The sequence below is a fragment of the Bartonella sp. SL320 genome (assembly GCF_059687635.1).
The window spans coordinates 1,863,141-1,884,984 of record NZ_CM185143.1 but is presented as its reverse complement, the minus strand read 5'-3'; the positions used below and the strand labels follow the sequence as shown (position 1 = coordinate 1,884,984).

Annotated in this window: 3 protein-coding genes; all 3 read left to right on the top strand. The window is 40.0% G+C overall.

From position 1 onward, the window contains the following. The first annotated feature begins 452 nt into the window (after positions 1–452). The 3 genes from AC6ER8_RS07675 to AC6ER8_RS07665 all read left to right on the top strand — a co-directional run bounded on the left by AC6ER8_RS07675 (position 453) and on the right by AC6ER8_RS07665 (position 21,836). Entirely contained in the window at positions 453–19,007 is an 18,555-nt protein-coding gene (locus AC6ER8_RS07675) for a Vomp family autotransporter (RefSeq protein ID WP_497078158.1), read from the top strand. 17 nt (positions 19,008–19,024) lie between these two features. Beyond that, on the top strand, positions 19,025–19,579 hold the full coding sequence (locus tag AC6ER8_RS07670) for an invasion associated locus B family protein (RefSeq protein WP_497078156.1): 555 nt from the start codon (positions 19,025–19,027) through the stop codon (positions 19,577–19,579). 946 nt (positions 19,580–20,525) lie between these two features. Continuing rightward, positions 20,526–21,836 (top strand): Ppx/GppA phosphatase family protein, encoded by a 1,311-nt coding sequence (locus AC6ER8_RS07665; protein WP_497078154.1) that lies wholly within the window; start codon positions 20,526–20,528, stop codon positions 21,834–21,836. Positions 21,837–21,844 lie beyond the last annotated feature (8 nt).

Sequence of the window (21,844 nt, the reverse complement as noted above, 5' to 3'; positions counted from 1 at the left end):
CTTAATAAAAGCCCAGATCTTTAATATTATAACCTTCTCTATTTCACTTATTATTAAGATTACTAGAGAATAATACTCTCTACCATAGCTAAATATGCATAAAAAAACATGCACTAAAACTTATTATGAAACATTTTATAACAATTACCACAAGTAAAAAATATTAACACACAACCTTTTTTTAAATTAGGCAACAAAACAACATACCAACAATGACTAAACTCTAAATATGTTATTTTTATGTCCAAAAAACATACAAAACAGAAAGATAAAAGACTCAAAACGTGCACACTTTGCCAAAAAGTGCTTTTCACCCAAGAGCCTAAAAGAATGCTAATGCTGAAATGTGTCTTTTTTATGTTTAAGAGTTTTTTTTGTTTGGGGAGATTATGATGACAAAAATATTGAGCATATGGACGGCAAAAAGTTTAAATTTAGCTCGGCTGTCTTTTATGAAGGCACTTTTTTTGGTTTCGGCAGTCGTATTTTTATCAAATATTTCTCCTAGCCTTTCAAGGGATGCTGTTTCAAAAGAAACACTTCAGGCAACTGTTCAAAAAAGCAGGGAAGGTGATCCACAAAGTTTTACTGCTGTCGGTAATAACAATGACAATGTTTTGGGTGTTTCCGATATATCAAGGGAGGGTTATTTAACAGCTGTGAATACAGCACTAACATCAAAAGTAAATGCTTCTAATGACTATGTGAATTTTCTCATCAACACTCTTTTAAAGAGCAGTAATATACCTCCTATCGTGAATGTTTTAACAACACAGGGCGATTCTGTGCAAGTTATTATACAAGATCTGCTAAAAGCAGTGAGCAAGAAAAAATCCCCACAATTTGCGAAAGCTACCGATGTTGATGCGTTCAATCTTCCTATCAGCAGGCAAGCCATTAGTTTAGCCAATGATATTGGTGAAGACGATCAAAACTTGAATGTTTCAGGGCTTAAAGTGCATCAGGCAAGAAACGCACGATCCATGCTCACCCAGAGAGCTGCTGATGATGATAATGGTGCTATAATGCAAGTTTTCAAAAATAAGGTAGTGATAGGCAACGGGGGAATCCTGGCGAATTCTGAGGGAACTATTGTGATAGGTCCTGGCAAGCAACCCATTAAGGGAGGGACTGGTAATGCGTATTACACTGCGCCAGTTATAGGTGAGAAGAGTGATAATTCGGTGCTGATCGGTTCTTCTGCTAATATTAGATCAGGTAGTACAGGTAGCGTCGCTTTAGGTTATGGAGCATTTGTATTTGCGAATTCAGGGGGTGGGCTGGCATTGGGTGACGGGGCTGGTGTTGATAATAACTCAGGATTTGCTACGGCTGTAGGTCATCTAGCTAAGGTGGCAGAGGGGGAGTATGGTGCTGTTGCTTTGGGCGCGGAGTCACTGGCGAACAGAAGAGCAGGGCAAGCTGGATTTGACCCCAGAACTGGTCAAATCTCAAAACTTTCAAATTATGTATGGAAAAGCACCATGGGTGCAGTCAGTATTGGTCGTTCTATAGGGACTACTATTCATACGCGACAAATTACCGGAGTAGCAGCGGGCACGCAAGACACCGATGCCGTCAACCTTGCACAGCTAAAAGCAGCAATGGGGATGATCGTAAAACCTCCAGAAGGGCCAGAAGGGCCAGAAAAGCCAGAACAAGGGTCCGGCGGGGCTCTAAGAGGTTTAGTTATTGACACATCGGATACAGCATTTACAGATCCTGTAGCCGAATCTCAAAATTCCGCTGCTCTTGGTTCATTCGCTACGGTTGCTAAAGGGGCCGAGTATTCGCTTGCTTTTGGTTCATTTGCTAGTGTTGGTGAAGCGTCTAGGATGTCGCTTGTCTTTGGTGCGTTTGCCACAATTGGTAAAAACTCTAGTCAATCATCTGCCCTTGGTTTTACAGCCAAAATTGGTGATAATGCCGAGAATGCGTTGGCCTTTGGTGCTTCAGCCATAGTTGGTGACAATGCCAACTATGCGATGGCTCTTGGTAGTGAGACAAACGTATCAGTTGAGGATGGTGTTGCATTAGGTTCACATTCTATCGCTGATGTTAGCGCTGGTATTGCAGGGTATGATCCAATCACCAAGACAGGCTCAACAAACGCAGACAAGGCATGGAAATCCGGTTATGCTGCACTCAGCATTGGGAATGTTAAGGAAGGCAAAACACGACAAATTACCGGATTAGCAGCAGGTACTCAAGATACTGATGCAGTCAACGTTGCACAGCTGAAAGCTGTAGCAAAGTCTGCCGGTGGAAGCTGGAAGTTCGTAGGTTTAAATAGTGATGGTAATTCCACAGTAATAGATGTTAATTCAGATAACAATCTAATCTTTGAGGCTGGTTCTAATGTAACGCTTAGCAAAGCATCCAAAGGAATAAAAATTGACTTGAGTGATATTCTCACAGTAAAGGGCATAAATTTAGGAAAAACGACACTAACAGAGAATGGTTTAATATTTGAAAATGGTCCACAAATAACCACGACTGGTATTAATGTTGCAAATCAAAAAATTACAGGAGTAGCAACAGGTACCGATGACACCGATGCCGTGAATTTTGGACAGTTAAGAAAAACCAAGGAAGAGGTCCAAGAACAAGTAGCAGAAAAAATTCAAGAAGTTGAAAAACAAGTTGCATCCAATAGCTTCGTTAAACAAAATCCCGAAACAAGACATATCACCATTGGTAAGGAAACAGATGGTGATAAAATCGATATTGCCAATAAAGATGGTAGTGCTCGGATTATTTCTGGGGTGAAGGATGGTATTGCAGAAACTGATGCAGTAAATTTTGGACAGTTGCAGAAAATTCAAACAGAAGTCACAGAGCAATTGGCTGCTAATAGCTTTGTAAAACAAGATTCCAATACAAGAGACATCACTATTGGTAAAGAAACAGATGGCAATATAATTAATCTTCAAAACAAGAATAATGAGAACCGAACCCTTTCTGGTTTGACAGGTGGGACAATCTCTAAAGATTCACATGATGCGGTAAATGGTTCTCAGCTTTTTGAGACCAATGATAAGGTTGCGAAGTATTTTGGCGGTGGCACTAAGTATGAAAATGGCACATGGACCGCTCCTACTTTTAAGGTTGCATCAGTTGATGGTAAAGGTAACGTAACCACGAATACATACAATGATGTTGCTTCAGCGTTTGCAGGTGTTGGTGCATCTTTCACGAATATTGAGAATAAAATTACCAATGACATTAATAAAGGGATCGAAAAAACTAAAAGCGATGCTTTATTATGGAATGATGATGCCGGAGCCTTTGTCGCACAGCATAAAAAGGCTGGAGACAAAGAAGTCGCAGAAAAAACCGCAAGCAAAATCACGTCTCTCGCACCAGGCGATATTAACAACACCTCCACTGATGCAATCAATGGCTCCCAGCTTCATGCTTTAGGGAGCAATGTCGCAAAATCTTTAGGGGGTAATGCAACTTACGAAAACGGCAAATGGACAGAACCTACTTTTGAGGTCTCATCAGTTGACGATAAAGGTCAAACAACTACGAATACATATCAGAATGTTTCTGATGCATTTGCAGGTGTTGGCAGTAGCTTCAAAAATGTCGTTAAGAACGTTAAGGACCAAGTCGATGATGTAAAAAAAGGCTTTGATGAGAAAATCAAAGATATAACCGCAGAAGTTCAAGGCGATTCCTTGTTATGGAATGAAGAAACTGGAGCCTTTGTGGCCAAGCATAAAAAGGCTGGAGCTGAAGAAGGCAATGAGAAAGTTGCAAGCAAAATTACGTCTCTTGCAAATGGCGATATTTCAGAAACTTCCACTGATGCGATCAATGGTTCTCAGCTTCATGCTTTGGGTAGCGGTGTTGCAAAATCTTTAGGGGGTAATGCAAGGTACGAGAATGGTGCGTGGACCGCTCCTAAATTCACGGTTAAGACCTTCAGTGAAAATGGTACGGAAGGTACGGCAGAGTATGACAATGTAGCTTCGGCTTTTGCTGGTATTGATAGCAACTTTACAAATGTCGTTAAGAACGTTGATAAAAAAGTTGATGATGTAAAAAAAGACTTTGATAAGCAAGTCAAAGATATAACCGCAGAAGTTCAAGGTGATTCCTTACTGTGGAGCACGGAAGATGAAGCCTTTGTAGCCAAGCATAAAAAGGCTGGAGATGAAGAAGGCAATGAGAAAGTTGCAAGCAAAATTACGTCTCTTGCAAATGGCGATATTTCAGAAACTTCCACCGATGCAATCAATGGTGCACAACTTTATACTTTGGGTAGTGGTGTTGCAAAGTATTTTGGTGGTGGTGCAACTTACGAAAACGGCAAATGGACCGCTCCCAAGTTCACGGTTAAGACCTTCAGTGAAAATGGTACGGAAGGTACGGCAGAGTATGACAATGTAGCTTCGGCTTTTGCTGGTATTGATAGCAACTTTACAAATGTCGTTAAGAACGTTGATAAAAAAGTTGATGATGTAAAAAAAGACTTTGATAAGCAAGTCAAAGATATAACCGCAGAAGTTCAAGGTGATTCCTTACTGTGGAGTAAAAAAGCCGGCGCCTTTGTCGCCACACATAAAAAGGTTGGAGATAAAGAAAGCGATGAGAAGGTTGCAAGCAAAATCACCTCTCTTGCAAATGGCGATATTTCAGAAACTTCCACCGATGCAATCAATGGTTCTCAGCTTCATGCTTTGGGTAGCGGTGTTGCAAAATCTTTAGGGGGTAATGCAAGCTACGAGAATGGTGCGTGGACCGCTCCTAAGTTCACGGTTAAGACCTTCAGTGAAAATGGTACGGAAGGTACGGCAGAGTATGACAATGTAGCTTCGGCTTTTGCTGGTATTGATAGCAACTTTACAAATGTCGTTAAGAACGTTAAGGACCAAGTCGATAATGTAAAAAAAGGCTTTGATGAGAAAATCAAAGATATAACCGCAGAAGTTCAAGGTGATTCCTTACTGTGGAGCACGGAAGATGAAGCCTTTGTAGCCAAGCATAAAAAGTCTGGAGATGAAGAAGGCAATGAGAAAGTTGCAAGCAAAATTACGTCTCTTGCAAATGGCGATATTTCAGAAACTTCCACTGATGCGATCAATGGTTCTCAGCTTCATGCTTTGGGTAGCGGTGTTGCAAAATCTTTAGGGGGTAATGCAAGCTACGAGAATGGTGCGTGGACCGCTCCTAAATTCACGGTTAAGACCTTCAGTGAAAATGGTACGGAAGGTACGGCAGAGTATGACAATGTAGCTTCGGCTTTTGCTGGTATTGATAGCAACTTTACAAATGTCGTTAAGAACGTTGATAAAAAAGTTGATGATGTAAAAAAAGACTTTGATAAGCAAGTCAAAGATATAACCGCAGAAGTTCAAGGTGATTCCTTACTGTGGAGTAAAAAAGCCGGCGCCTTTGTCGCCACACATAAAAAGGTTGGAGATAAAGAAAGCGATGAGAAGGTTGCAAGCAAAATCACCTCTCTTGCAAATGGCGATATTTCAGAAACTTCCACCGATGCAATCAATGGTGCACAACTTTATACTTTGGGTAGTGGTGTTGCAAAGTATTTTGGTGGTGGTGCAACTTACGAAAACGGCAAATGGACCGCTCCTACTTTTAAGGTTGCATCAGTTGATGGTAAAGGTAAGGTAACCACGAATACATACAATGATGTTGCTTCAGCGTTTGCAGGTGTTGGTGCATCTTTCACGAATATTGAGAATAAAATTACCAATGACATTAATAAAGGGATCGAAAAAACTAAAAGCGATGCTTTATTATGGAATGATGATGCCGGAGCCTTTGTCGCACAACATATTCAAAAATCCGCAGGTGATACTGAAGGAGAAGGTGTCAAGAGTAACAGCAAGATCACGTCTCTCGCAAATGGCGATATTTCAGAAATTTCCACTGATGCAATCAATGGTTCTCAACTTTATACTTTGGGTAGCGGTGTTGTAAAATCTTTAGGGGGAGGTGCAACTTACGAAAATGGCGCATGGACAGCCCCCAAATTCACGGTTAAGACCTTCAGTGAAGATGGTACGGAAGGTACGGCAGAGTATGACAATGTAGCTTCGGCTTTTGCTGGTATTGATAGCAACTTTACAAATGTCGTTAAGAACGTTGATAAAAAAGTTGATGATGTAAAAAAAGACTTTGATAAGCAAGTCAAAGATATAACCGCAGAAGTTCAAGGTGATTCCTTGCTGTGGAGCACAAAAGATGAAGCCTTTGTAGCCAAGCATAAAAAGTCTGGAGAAGATGAGGGAAAAACCGCAAGCAAAATCACCTCTCTCGCACCAGGCGATATTAACAACACCTCCACTGATGCAATCAATGGCTCCCAGCTTCATGCTTTAGGGAGCAATGTCGCAAAATCTTTAGGGGGGAATGCAAGTTACGAGAACGGCACATGGACAGAACCTACTTTTGAGGTCTCATCAGTTGACGATAAAGGTCAAACAACTACGAATACATATCAGAATGTTTCTGATGCATTTGCAGGTGTTGGCAGTAGCTTCAAAAATGTCGTTAAGAACGTTAAGGACCAAGTCGATGATGTAAAAAAAGAGTTTGGTGATAAAATCGATCATATAACTGCAGAAGTTCAAGGCGATTCCTTGCTGTGGAGCACAAAAGATGAAGCCTTTGTAGCCAAGCATAAAAAGTCTGGAGCTGAAGAAAGCGATGAGAAAGTTGCAAGTAAGATCACCTCTCTTGCAAATGGTGATATTAATTCTGCCTCCACTGATGCAATCAATGGTGCACAACTTTATACTTTGGGTAGTGGTGTTGCAAAGTATTTTGGTGGTGGTGCTAAGTATGAAAACGGCACATGGACCGCTCCCAAATTTACGGTTAAGCAGCTTAGTGAGGATGGCACGTCTCAGGATAAGACATACCAGAATGTTGCTGATGCCTTTGCTGGTGTTGATAGCAACTTCACGAATGTTGTTAAGAACGTTGATGACAAAGTCAAAGATGTTAAAAAAGACTTTGATGAAAAAATCGAAGGTATAACCGCACAAGTTCAAGGCGATTCCTTGTTGTGGAGTAAGAGCGAAGGAGCTTTTGTAGCCAAACATAACAAGGATGGGGATGAAGAAGGCCAAGCGAAAACCGCAAGTAAAATTAAACATCTTGCAAATGGTGATATTAATGTCACCTCCACCGATGCTATCAATGGCTCTCAACTCTATACTTTGGGCACGAATGTCGCAAATTCTTTAGGGGGTAATGCAACTTACGAAAACGGCAAATGGACCGCTCCCAAATTCACGGTTAAGACCTTCAGCGAAGATGGTACGGAAGGTACAGCAGAGTATGACAATGTAGCTTCGGCTTTTTCTGGTGTTGGTAGTAGCTTTACAAATGTCGTTAAAAACGTTGATAAAAAAGTCGATGATGTAAAAAAAGAGTTTGGTGATAAAATCGATCATATAACTGCAGAAGTTCAAGGTGATTCCTTGCTGTGGAGCACAAAAGATGAAGCCTTTGTAGCCAAGCATAAAAAGTCTGGAGCTGAAGAAAGCGATGAGAAAGTTGCAAGTAAGATCACCTCTCTTGCAAATGGTGATATTAATTCTGCCTCCACTGATGCAATCAATGGTTCTCAACTTTATACTTTGGGTAGCAGTGTTGCGAAATCTTTAGGGGGGAGTGCAAGTTATGAGAATGGCACGTGGAAAGACCCAAGTTATACGGTCTCATCAGTTGATGATAAAGGTAATGTAACGACACAAGAATACCATGATGTTGGTGCAGCGTTTGCTGGTGTTGATAGCAACTTTAAAAATGTTGTTAAGAATGTTGATGACAAAGTCAAAGATGTAAAAAAAGACTTTGATGATAAAATCGAAGGTATAACAGCACAAGTTCAAGGTGATTCCTTGTTGTGGAGTAAGAGCGAAGGAGCTTTTGTTGCCAAACATAACAAGGATGGAGATGAAGAAGGCCAAGCGAAAACCGCAAGTAAAATTAAACATCTTGCAAATGGTGATATTAATGCCACCTCTACCGATGCGATCAATGGTTCCCAGCTTTTTGAAACCAATGATAAGGTTGCGCAGTACTTTGGTGGTGGTGCTAAGTATGAAAATGGAGCATGGACAGCCCCTACTTTTAAGGTTGCATCAGTTGATGGTAAAGGTGAGGTAACGACGCAAGAATACAATGATGTTGCTTCAGCGTTTGCAGGTGTTGGTACCTCTTTCACGAATATTGAGAATAAAATTACCAATGAAATTAATAAAGAGATCGAAAAGACCCAAAGCGATGCTTTATTATGGAGTAATGATGCTGGAGCTTTTGTAGCGCAACATAGTACAAAAGTTGGAGAAGATCAGGAAAAAACCAATAGTAAGATCACGTCTCTCGCACCAGGTGATATTTCTACCACCTCCACCGATGCAATCAATGGTTCCCAACTTCATGCTTTGGGTAACAGTGTTGCAAAATCTTTAGGGGGAAGTGCAAGTTACGAGAATGGTACGTGGAAAGACCCAAGTTATACAGTTTCATCCGTTGATGATAAAGGTAATATAACCACGCAAAAATACCATGATGTGGGTGCAGCGTTTGCTGGTATTGATAGCAACTTCAAAAATGTCGTTGATAACGTTAAGGATGTTGATAAAAAAGTCGAGGGTGTAAAAAAAGACTTTGATGATAAAATCGAAGGTATAACCGCACAAGTTCAAGGCGATTCCTTGTTGTGGAGTAAGAGCGAAGGAGCTTTTGTAGCCAAACATAACAAGGCTGGAGATGAAGAAGGCCAAGCGAAAACCGCAAGTAAAATTAAACATCTTGCACAAGGTGATATTTCTGCTGCCTCCACCGATGCTATCAATGGCTCTCAGCTTCATGCTTTGGGTAACAGTGTCGCAAATTATTTTGGTGGTGGTGCTAAGTATGAAAACGGCACGTGGACAGCACCTACTTTCACGGTTGCATCAGTTGATGGTAAAGGTGAGGTAACGACGCAAGAATACAATGATGTCGGTGCAGCGTTTGCAGGTGTTGGTACCTCTTTCACGAATATTGAGAATAAAATTACCAATGAAATTAATAAAGAGATCGAAAAGACCCAAAGCGATGCTTTATTATGGAGTGAAGAACAAAGTGCGTTTGTAGCGCAACATAGTACAAAAGTTGGAGAAGAACAGAAAAAAACCAATAGCAAGATCACGTCTCTCGCACCAGGTGATATTTCTACCACCTCCACCGATGCAATCAATGGTTCCCAACTTCATGCTTTGGGTAACAGTGTTGCAAAATCTTTAGGGGGAAGTGCAAGTTACGAGAATGGTACGTGGAAAGATCCTACTTTCACGATCACATCAGTTGATGATAAAGGTAATGTAACCACGGATACATATCAGAATGTTTCTGATGCATTTACAGGTGTTGGCAGTAGCTTCAAAAATGTCGCTGAGAAGGTTGATAAAAAAGTCGATGATGTAAAAAAAGACTTTGATGATAAAATCGAAGGTATAACCGCACAAGTTCAAGGTGATTCCTTGTTGTGGAGTAAGAGCGAAGGAGCTTTTGTTGCTAAGCATAAAAAGGCTGGAGATAAAGAAAGCGATGAGAAAGTTGCAAGCAAAATCACCTCTCTCGCAAATGGTGATATTTCTGCCAATTCAAGTGATGCGATCAATGGTTCTCAGCTTCATGCTTTGGGTAACAGTGTCGCAAATTCTTTAGGGGGGAATGCAAGTTATGAGAATGGCACGTGGAAAGACCCAAGTTATACAGTTTCATCCGTTGATGATAAAGGTAATATAACCACGAAAAAATACCATGATGTTGGTGCAGCCTTTGCTGGAGTTGATAGCAACTTTAAAAATGTTGTTAAGAACGTTGATGACAAAGTCAAAGATGTTAAAAAAGACTTTGATGAAAAAATCGAAGGTATAACCGCACAAGTTCAAGGCGATTCCTTGTTGTGGAGTAAGAGCGAAGGAGCTTTTGTAGCCAAACATAACAAGGCTGGGGATGAAGAAGGCCAAGCGAAAACCGCAAGTAAAATTAAACATCTTGCAAATGGTGATATTAATGCCACCTCCACCGATGCGATCAATGGTTCCCAGCTTTTTGAAACCAATGATAAGGTTGCGCAGTACTTTGGTGGTGGTGCTAAGTATGAAAATGGAGCATGGACAGCTCCTACTTTTAAGGTTGCATCAGTTGATGGTAAAGGTGAGGTAACCACGAAAGAATACAATGATGTTGCTTCAGCCTTTGCAGGAGTTGGTACTTCTTTTACGAATATTGAGAATAAAATTACCAATGAAATTAATAAAGAGATCGAAAAGACCCAAAGCGATGCTTTATTATGGAGTAATGATGCCGGAGCGTTTGTAGCGCAACATAGTACAAAAGTTGGAGAAGATCAGGAAAAAACCAATAGCAAGATTACGTCTCTTGCAAATGGTGATATTAATAACACTTCCACCGATGCCATCAATGGTTCTCAACTTTATACTTTGGGCACGAATGTCGCAAAATCTTTAGGTGGTAATGCAAGTTATGAGAATGGCAAATGGACAGCCCCCAAATTTACGGTCTCATCAATTGACGATAAAGGTAATGTCACCAAAAAAGAATACAATGATGTTGGTGCAGCCTTTGCTGGAGTTGATAGCAACTTCACGAATGTCGTTAAGAACGTTGATGACAAAGTCAAAGATGTTAAAAAAGACTTTAATGAGAAAATCGAAGATATAACCGCACAAGTTCAAGGCGATTCTTTGTTATGGAGTAAGAGTGAAGGGGCTTTTGTGGCCAAACATAACAAGGCTGGTGCTGAAGAAAGCGATGAAAAAGTTGCAAGTAAGATCAAGTATCTTGCGGATGGTGATATTAATTCTGCCTCCACTGATGCGATCAATGGTTCCCAGCTTTTTGAAACCAATGATAAGGTTGCGCAGTACTTTGGTGGTGGTGCTAAGTATGAAAATGGAGCATGGACAGCTCCTACTTTTAAGGTTGCGTCAGTTGATGGTGAAGGTAAGGTAACCACGAATACATACCAGAATGTTGCTGATGCCTTTGCAGGAGTTGGTACCTCTTTCACGAATATTGAGAATAAAATTACCAATGAAATTAATAAAGAGATCGAAAAGACCCAAAGCGATGCTTTATTATGGAGTAATGATGCCGGAGCTTTTGTAGCACAACATAGTACAAAATCTGGAGAAGAACAGAAAAAAAACAATAGCAAGATCACGTCTCTCGCACCAGGTGATATTTCTACCACCTCCACCGATGCAATCAATGGTTCCCAACTTCATGCTTTGGGTAACAGTGTTGCGAAATCTTTAGGGGGAAGTGCAAGTTACGAGAATGGTACGTGGAAAGATCCTACTTTCACGATCTCATCAGTTGATGATAAAGGTAATGTAATCACGAATAAATACCAAGATGTTGGTACAGCCTTTGCAGGTGTTGGTAACAGCTTCACGAATGTCGTTAAGAACGTTGATGAGAAAGTCAAAGATGTTAAACAAGACATTGATGATAAAATTAACGAAACGACAAAAAAGATTGAAAACAATATCACCCATATTACAGAACAAGTCCAAGGCGATGCGTTGCTGTGGAGCAAGGATGATGGGGCCTTTGTTGCCAAGCATAAAAAGGCAGGAACTGAAGAAAGCGATGAGAAAGTTGCAAGCAAAATCACCTCTCTCGCAAATGGCGATATTTCAGAAACTTCCACCGATGCGATCAATGGTTCCCAGCTTCATGCTTTGGGTAACAGTGTCGCAAATTCTTTAGGGGGTAATGCAAGTTACGAGAATGGCAAGTGGACAGCACCAAGTTATACGGTCTCATCAGTTGATGATAAAGGTAATGTAACGACACAAGAATACCATGATGTTGGTGCAGCGTTTGCTGGTGTTGATAGTAACTTCACGAATGTGGTTAAGAACGTTAAGGACCAAGTCGATAGTGTAAAAAAAGACTTTAATGAGAAAATCGAAGGTATAACCGCACAAGTTCAAGGTGATTCCTTGTTGTGGAGCACGGATGATGGAGCCTTTGTTGCCAAGCATAAAAAGGCTGGAATTGAAGAAAGCGATGAGAAAGCTGCAAGTAAGATCAAGTATCTTGCGGATGGTGATATTAATTCTGCCTCCACTGATGCGATCAATGGTTCCCAGCTTTTTGAAACCAATGATAAGGTTGCGCAGTACTTTGGTGGTGGTGCTAAGTATGAAAATGGAGCATGGACAGCTCCTACTTTTAAGGTTGCATCAGTTGATGGTGAAGGTAAGGTAACCACGAATACATATCAGAATGTTTCTGATGCATTTACAGGTGTTGGCAGTAGCTTCAAAAATGTCGCTGAGAACGTTGATAAAAAAGTTGATGATGTAAAAAAAGACGTTAATGATAAAATCAATGATATAACAGCACAAGTTCAAGGCGATTCCTTGTTGTGGAGCACGGATGATGGAGCCTTTGTTGCCAAGCATAAAAAGGCAGGAACTGAAGAAAGCGATGAGAAATTTGCGAGCAAAATCACCTCTCTCGCAAATGGCGATATTTCAGAAACTTCCACCGATGCGATCAATGGTTCTCAGCTGCACGCCTTGGGTGATAGTGTTGCGAAGTCTTTAGGAGGTAATGCAAGTTACGAGAACGGTACATGGATAGCACCAAGTTATACAGTCTCATCAGTTGATGGTGAAGGTAATGTAACCAAGAATGAACACCATGACATTGGCTCAACAGTTACAGATCTTGATAAAAGTATTAATAGTGTCAATGACCACTTATCGAATACTGTTAAGGATTTTGATGATAAAATTGAAAAAACGACGAAAGAGATTCAAAACAATATCACCAATATTACAGAGAAAGTTCAGGGTGATGCGTTGCTGTGGAGCAAGGATGATGGAGCTTTTGTTGCCAAGCATGGTGAAGAAGGTAAAGAGAAAGTTGCAAGTAAGATCAAGTATCTTGCCAATGGTGACATCAATGCCAATTCGAGTGATGCTATAGCTGGTAATCAGCTGTACGCCTTGGGTGATAGTGTTGCGAAGTCTTTAGGAGGTAATGCAAGTTACGAGAACGGTACATGGATAGCACCAAGTTATACAGTCTCATCAGTTGATGGTGAAGGTAATGTAACCAAGAATGAACACCATGACATTGGCTCAACAGTTACAGATCTTGATAAAAGTATTAATAGTGTCAATGACCACTTATCGAATACTGTTAAGGATTTTGATGATAAAATTGAAAAAACGACGAAAGAGATTCAAAACAATATCACCAATATTACAGAGAAAGTTCAGGGTGATGCGTTGCTGTGGAGCAAGGATGATGGAGCTTTTGTTGCCAAGCATGGTGAAGAAGGTAAAGAGAAAGTTGCAAGTAAGATCAAGTATCTTGCCAATGGTGACATCAATGCCAATTCGAGTGATGCTATAGCTGGTAATCAGCTGTACGCCTTGGGTGATAGTGTTGCGAAGTCTTTAGGAGGTAATGCAAGTTACGAGAACGGTACATGGACAGCACCAAGTTATACAGTCTCATCAGTTGATGGTGAAGGTAATGTAACCAAGAATGAACACCATGACATTGGCTCAACAGTTACAGATCTTGATAAAAGTATTAATAGTGTCAATGACCACTTATCGAATACTGTTAAGGATTTTGATGATAAAATTGAAAAAACGACGAAAGAGATTCAAAACAATATCACCAATATTACAGAGAAAGTTCAGGGTGATGCGTTGCTGTGGAGCAAGGATGATGGAGCTTTTGTAGCCAAACATGGCGAAGAAGGCCAAGCGAAAACCGCAAGTAAGATTAAGTATCTTGCACAAGGTGATGTTTCTGCCACCTCCACCGATGCGATCAATGGTTCTCAGCTTTTTGAGACAAATACAAAGATTTCCGAGTATTTTGGTGGTGGTGCTAAGTATGAAAACGGCACATGGACGGCTCCTGCTTTCACGGTTGCATCAGTTGATGGTGAAGGTAAGGTAACCACGAACGAATACCAAGATGTCGCAACAGCTTTTACTGGTGTTGGTACCTCTTTCACGAATGTTGTTAAGAGCGTTGATGATAAAGTCAAAGATGTTAAGAAAGACATTGACGATAAAATTGACGAAACGACAAAAAAGATTGAAAACAATATCACTAATATTACAGAGCAGGTTCAAGGCGATGCGTTGCTGTGGAGCAAGGATGATGGAGCCTTTGTTGCTAAGCATGGTGAAGAAAAGAACAATAGCAAGATCACTTCTCTTGCCAATGGTGATATTAATGCCACCTCCACCGATGCGATCAATGGTTCTCAGTTTTACGGCTTGGGTAGCAGTGTTGCAAAATCTTTAGGAGGTAATGCGAGTTACGAGAATGGCCAGTGGACAGCACCTACTTTCACGGTTGCATCAGTTGATGGTGAAGGTAAGGTAACCACGAACGAATACCAAGATGTCGCAACAGCTTTTACTGGTGTTGGTACCTCTTTCACGAATGTTGTTAAGAGCGTTGATGATAAAGTCAAAGATGTTAAGAAAGACATTGATGATAAAATTGACGAAACGACAAAAAAGATTGAAAACAATATTACCCATATTACAGAGCGAGTTCAGGGTGATGCGTTGTTGTGGAGCAAGGATGATGGAGCCTTTGTTGCTAAGCATGGTGAAAAAGGCAAAGAGAAAACGGCAAGTAAGATTACATCACTTGCAAATGGTGATATTAATGCTGCCTCCACCGACGCAATCAATGGTTCTCAGCTTCATGCCTTGGGTGACAGTGTTGCGAAGTCTTTAGGAGGTAATGCAAGTTACGAGAATGGCCAGTGGACAGCACCTACTTTTAATGTCGCATCCGTTGATGATGAAGGTAATGTCACTACGAATGAATATCATGATATTGGCTCGACAGTTAAAGATCTTGATAAAAGTATTAATAATGTCAATGACCATTTATCGAATACTGTTAAGGATTTTGATAAGAAAGTAGAAGAAGTTTCTAAAGGTGTTAAAGATGATGCCTTGTTGTGGGATAAGGCTGAAGGAGCTTTTGTTGCCAAGCATGGTGAAGAAGGTAAAGAGAAAGTTGCAAGTAAGATCACGTCTCTTGCACAAGGTGATATCAATGCTGCCTCCACCGATGCGATCAATGGTTCTCAGCTTCATGCCTTGGGTGACAGTGTTGCGAAGTCTTTAGGAGGTAATGCAAGTTATGAGAATGGCACATGGATAGCACCTACTTTTAATGTCTCATCAGTTGATGATAAAGGTAAGGTAACCACGAATAAATACCAAGATGTTGGTACAGCCTTTGCAGGTGTTGGTAACAGCTTCGCGAATGTTGTTAAGAGTGTCGATGAGAAAGTCAAAGATGTTAAACAAGACATTGATGATAAAATTGAAAAAACGACGAAAGAAATTCAAAACAATATCACTAATATTACAGAGCAGGTTCAAGGCGATGCGTTGCTGTGGAGCAAGGATGATGGAGCTTTTGTTGCCAAGCATGGCGAAGAAGGTAAAGAGAAGGTTGCAAGTAAGATCAAGTATCTTGCGGATGGTGATATTAATTCTGCCTCCACCGATGCCATCAATGGTTCTCAGCTTCATGCTTTGGGTGACAGTGTTGCGAAATCTTTAGGGGGGAATGCAAGTTATGAGAATGGCACATGGATAGCACCTACTTTTAATGTCTCATCAGTTGATGATAAAGGTAATGTAATCACGAATAAATACCAAGATGTTGGTACAGCCTTTGCAGGTGTTGGTAACAGCTTCACGAATGTCGTTAAGAACGTTGATGAGAAAGTCAAAGATGTTAAACAAGACATTGATGATAAAATTAACGAAACGACAAAAAAGATTGAAAACAATATCACCCATATTACAGAACAAGTCCAAGGCGATGCGTTGCTGTGGAGCAAGGATGATGGGGCCTTTGTTGCCAAGCATGGTGAAAAAGGCAAAGAGAAAGTTGCAAGTAAGATCACGTCTCTTGCCAATGGTGACATCAATGCCAATTCGAGTGATGCTATAGCTGGTAATCAGCTGCACGCCTTGGGTGATAGTGTTGCGAAGTCTTTAGGAGGTAATGCAAGTTACGAGAATGGTGCGTGGACAGCCCCAAGTTATACGATCACATCAGTTGATGATGAAGGTAATGTAATCAAGAATGAACACCATGATATTGGCTCAACAGTTACAGATCTTGATAAAAGTATTAATAGTGTCAATGACCATTTATCGAATACTGTTAAGGATTTTGATAAGAAAGTAGAAGAAGTTTCTAAAGGTGTTAAAGATGATGCCTTGTTGTGGGATAAGGCTAAAGGAGCTTTTGTTGCCAAGCATGGTGAAGAAGGTAAAGAGAAAGTTGCAAGCAAGATCACGTCTCTTGCCAATGGTGACATCAATGCCAATTCGAGTGATGCTATAGCTGGTAATCAGCTGCACGCCTTGGGTGACAGTGTTGCGAAGTCTTTAGGCGGAGGTGCTCGTTATGAAGGTGGACAATGGAAGGCGCCCGAATACAAGGTTACGACAGTCAAGGAAGATGGGAGTAATGTTGAAGAGAAATATGAGAATGTTGCTGAAGCGTTTGTAGGTGTTGGTAGCTCTTTCACGAATATTAAGAATGAGCTTAACAAAGCGATTAACCAAGTGGTTAGTGATAGTCTTGTTAAGCAGGATGCTGATACGAAAGTCATCAAAATAGGAGCAGAAAAAGGCGGCAGCACCATTAGTATTGCCAATAGTGGTGATGCACCACGGACGCTTTCAGGTGTGAAAGCAGGAGCACTTTCGGCAGAATCGAATGATGCGGTCAATGGTTCCCAGCTTTATTCAATGAGTAATACACTAGCGACCTATTTTGGTGGAGGTGCTGGCTATAAGAATGGAGAATGGAGCCAACCCAACTTCAAGGTTACCACAGTCAAGGAAGACGGCAGAGGTGTTGAAGAGCAAAGCTATGCGAGTGTATCTGAGGCGCTTTCTGGTGTAGGGACTTCTTTCACCAATCTTCATAATGAGCTCAAGAATGAGATTAAGCAAGTTGTGGGTGATAGTCTTGTTAAACAAGATTCTAAGACACATGTTATTAGTGTAGGAAAAGAAAAGAGCGGTACTGAAGTTAACTTTGCCAATATTGATGGTGCCTCACGGACGCTTTCAGGTGTGAAGGCAGGAGCACTTTCGGCAGAATCGAGAGATGCAGTTAATGGTTCACAGCTTTTTGCCACCAATCAACATGTGAATGCTGTATCTGATGATTTACAAACAACAGCCATGGATATAGCGAAATCGCTTGGTGGTGGCGCTGAATATAAAGAAGGCCAATGGAAAGCGCCAAGCTTTAGAGTTAAAACCATTAAGGATGATGGTCATTCTGGAGAAGAGGATTATGCGAGTGTATCTGAAGCGTTTGCTGGTGTAGGTACTTCTTTCACCAATCTTCATAATGAGCTTAAGAATGAGATTAACCAAGTTGTCAGTGATAGTCTTGTTAAGCAGGATTCAGACAGTAAGGTTATCCGCATTGGTTCAGAGAAAGAGGGTACAGAAATCAGCATTGCCAACAGTGAGGGTGCAGTGCGTAGTCTTTCTGGCGTAAAAGCGGCAACAGTTTCAGAAGGCTCGACAGAGGCAGTGAATGGTGGTCAGCTTTATTCTTTAAATCAGACGTTAGCGACGTATTTTGGAGGTGGAGCTCGTTATGAAGAAGGTCAATGGACCGCACCTACATTCACATTAACCAGCTTCAATTCTGATGGGAGTTCAGAAGAGAAGAGCTATAATAATGTTGCAGCAGCCTTTGCCGGTATGAATAGTTCCTTCACACAGCTTCATGATACTATTTCTGACAATATTGAGCAGAATGCGTTGTTGTGGAGTGATGAAGATCAAGCTTTTGTAGCGCTTCATGGGAAAGGATCTCAAAGAAGCAAGAGCAAATTGAAGTCGCTTTTAGATGGTGACATTTCAGAAGGTTCTACAGAAGCGATCACGGGAAATCAGCTTTATTCACTCAATCAGACGTTAGCGCTGTATTTAGGAGGAGGAGCGAGCTATGAAGGAGGGCATTGGACAGCACCCGAATTCAAGGTTGCACAATTCAATAGCGATGGCGGTTCGTCAGATAAGAAGGTTTATAATGATGTTGCTGGTGCCTTTGAAGGTGTTAGTGAGGGTATGACGAGTATCAACGATCGTATTACGGAGGTTGCGAACAATCTTGATACGAATGGCTTGAATTGGAATGAAGACAAGGGTGCGTATGATGCTGGTCATAAAGGAGAATCGAGTAAGATCACGAATGTTTCCGATGGTGCGGTAGAGGAAGGCTCGAAAGATGTTGTAAATGGCGGTCAGCTTTGGGATACGAATAATAGGGTTAGCAAGGTTGAAGACCGTGTAGATACGATAGATCAACATGTAAAAGATATTGAAACGGCCGTAACTGATGGCGCAGTTAACTATGATAAAGGAGCGGATGGTAAGAAGAGCAATAGCATCACGTTGGTTGGGGGAGATGAAAGTGCTCCGGTATTAATAGACAATGTGGGTGATGGTAAGATTGAGAAAGGTTCTCATGAAGCAGTTAATGGCGGTCAGTTGCATGATTATACGGAAGAGCAGATGAAGATTGTTCTTGATGATGCGAAGAAATATACGGATGAACAAGTAAGTAGTCTTGTCGACAATGGCATTAGCGAGGCGAAATCCTATACGGATATGAAGTTTGATACGTTGAGTTATGCGATTGAGGATGTTCGCAAAGAGGCAAGACAAGCCGCAGCTATTGGTTTGGCAGTTTCTAATTTACGTTACTATGATATACCAGGGTCTTTAAGTGTCTCATTTGGTAGTGGTTTATGGCGGAGCCAATCAGCATTTGCTATTGGAGCTGGTTATACGTCTGAAGATGGAAATATTCGCTCGAATGTATCTGTTACGAGTGCGGGAGGCCATTGGGGTATAGGTGCTGGGATTACTCTGAGGTTGAGATGATAATAAAAAAGAAAAGTATGTTCATGAAGATTCTGTTTGCTCTTGTCTTAATAGGCAAGGGCGAAGGCTCTGCTAACGAAAATCATAGTGTTTATACAGTTCATCCACCACACTTATCGGTACCTAAGGGAGAACCTGGTGAAACACGTCGAATTATTATGCAGTTTTATGACTGGACTTTGATTTGTGATGAAAAACAAAAGCTTAAACAAGGTATATGTAATGTGACACAGACTGTTCATGATCAGGAGGGAAATACTATTTTTAGTTGGTCTCTTGTTTCTACAACAAATGGTCAAGCAGTGATGTTGTTTCGAACATTACCAAATTCTGATATAAATGTTCCAATTCAAGTGTTTGTGAAAGGTGTTAAAAAACCTATTCTTATTCGTTATACGCAATGTAATGAAACGGTTTGTTTGGCACAATCACCTATAGGTCCAGTTTTGACTAAACAAATAGAGCAGAATAATAAAGTACGTATTTCCTATAAGATTAAAGAGGGAAAGGTATTTTCTTTTACTGTACCATTTAAAGGGTTAAACGCAGCACTTAATTCTTTGCGCCGTTAGAAAACCATCGAATATTTTAATAAGAGTTATTTTGTTATAAATCGTTGTGTTATATTTTTTAATATCAATGATAAGGTAAAACAAGTAAGAAGTTTTATGTGATATGACAGAGAGGTGATTTATTCGAAAGAGTGAGCATTTTAAGAAGTTAAATTCACAATAAATTCTTTATATATAATAGAAAATTAAATTAGAATTCTCTATAAAGCCTAGAAAATAATTATGTTGGTTGTTAGAAGAAAAAATATTAGAAATACTCAATTTTAAATAAAATATGGCTTTCTTATAAGAGTGATGAGGTTAATTTCCTTTTTTAAGCTCTATATGGATTTTTATAGTGATCTGATTAAGCAGTAATATTTTTCAATTGAAGTTTTACAATAATAGATAAGTTTATAATTCTAGAGAATTTTTTAAGCGATAGTTTTTCTTTTTATTCATGAGATAACAGCTATTGGAATTTCATTTTGTAGGACCATAAAACTTTTACTCCAGTATAATCAAAGCTATTTCGTTGAATAGAACGAACGAGGCTTATGTGTTGATAAAACGATTGAAGAAAAAAGTAAAATTTTTTCTTATAAGCCATTTAAATATATAGGTTATTGCAACTTCAAACGTTAGTAAAGAGTATGATAATGCTGGTTTGTTACCATAGAATATTCTTTGTATAAATGGTATAAAAAGCGTATAATGTACAAAATTTATGTGAACGTAAACGATTAATTTATAGTTTTAAGTTTATAAAGAAAAACATTACTTTACGAATGCAACCAAAACATTATACAAAATCTGAATGATGCGAACGTAGAAAATTTTGATGATAAGAAAAGGGGAATAGTTTCTTGTATTTTATCATTTGATGCCACATTGTTGCTTTATTTAGAAATGAGCAGAAGATTTTTTGCGTTTATTTATTGGGGGAATCGCTCAAGGGATAAGAGAAATGACCCCGTTAAATTATGGTTCAGAAGAATCAAAGCAAGGAAAATCATACGATACCGAAGCAAATCAATTGTATGATCAGTGTGGGAATAATAAAAATAATCATTCTGCATTGTTACGAACAGAGCCATGCTCTGTCCTTGTTGATATAAAGAGACAACAGAAAGAAAAATATTGTAAACAGAAACAGTTTTTGATCCAATCTAAGACAGCTTTTGAATTTCATAGTCAGACAATGATAGGTGATCAAAAACAAAAAAAACGTCACGCATCTTTTCTTCGACGGCGTTCTCAAGTAAAATCTCCACCTCTTTATGCGGCTCTTGATTTGGGAACGAATAATTGTCGCCTTCTTATTGCATCTCCTAGTAAACCTGGCTATTTTCGTGTTGTTGATGCTTTTTCACGCATTGTACGATTGGGAGAAGGTTTGATCAATAATGGCTTTCTTAATACACAAGCTATGGATCGTGCAATTGAAGCATTAAAGATTTGTCATTTAAAGCTAAAACAAAGGCATATTAAGCGTTATCGTTTGATTGCAACGGAAGCTTGTCGTTCTGCAGAAAATGGTAGACATTTTATTCAGCGTGTTTTGGATGAGACAGGTCTTGAATTGGAAATTGTTGATCGGCAAACAGAAGCACGTTTTGCTGTTACAGGATGTAGTACACTTGTTGAACCAAATACTGAGGCAATTGTGCTTTTTGATATTGGAGGAGGGTCATCAGAAATTGTTCTCCTTGATGTTTCTCAAAAGCGTTCTTTTCGTTTAGCGAGGCAAATTACCGCTTGGACTTCTCTTCCTGTTGGTGTTGTTACGCTTGCTGAACGTTTTGGAGGGAAAAATATTAGTTTAGATGATTTTGAAAAAATGAAAAATTATGTGCGAGGATTGTTAAATAATTTTTCAGATCGTCATAAATTAGGAAAGTTAGCGCAAGGATCGAAGTTTCATCTTTTGGGAACTTCCGGTACAGTTACGACGTTAGCCGGGATGTATCTTAATTTAGAGCGTTATGATAGGAAGAAAGTGGATGGCATTTGGATGAATGATGCAGACATTACGCTTATGACAAAACGCTTATTGTCATGGGATATAGAAAAACGTGTTATAAATCCTTTTATTGGGAAAGAGAGAGCAGATTTAGTTTTAGCTGGTTGTGCCATTTTAGATGTTATTCGAGAAGTTTGGCCAAGTCAGCGTTTAAGGGTTGCAGATCGTGGATTACGGGAAGGAATTTTGATAGAATTGATGTTACGCGATGGTGTGTGGTGTCGTCGTAGAAAGAGCCAAGATTTCAAGCGTTAGAGAATTAC

Excerpts from the sequence above, each read along its gene's own strand:
- AC6ER8_RS07675 (WP_497078158.1), top strand. The coding sequence starts at position 453 with ATGAAGGCACTTTTTTTGGTTTCGGCAGTCGTATTTTTATCAAATATT.
- AC6ER8_RS07670 (WP_497078156.1), top strand. The coding sequence starts at position 19,025 with ATGTTCATGAAGATTCTGTTTGCTCTTGTCTTAATAGGCAAGGGCGAA.
- AC6ER8_RS07665 (WP_497078154.1), top strand. The coding sequence starts at position 20,526 with ATGACCCCGTTAAATTATGGTTCAGAAGAATCAAAGCAAGGAAAATCA.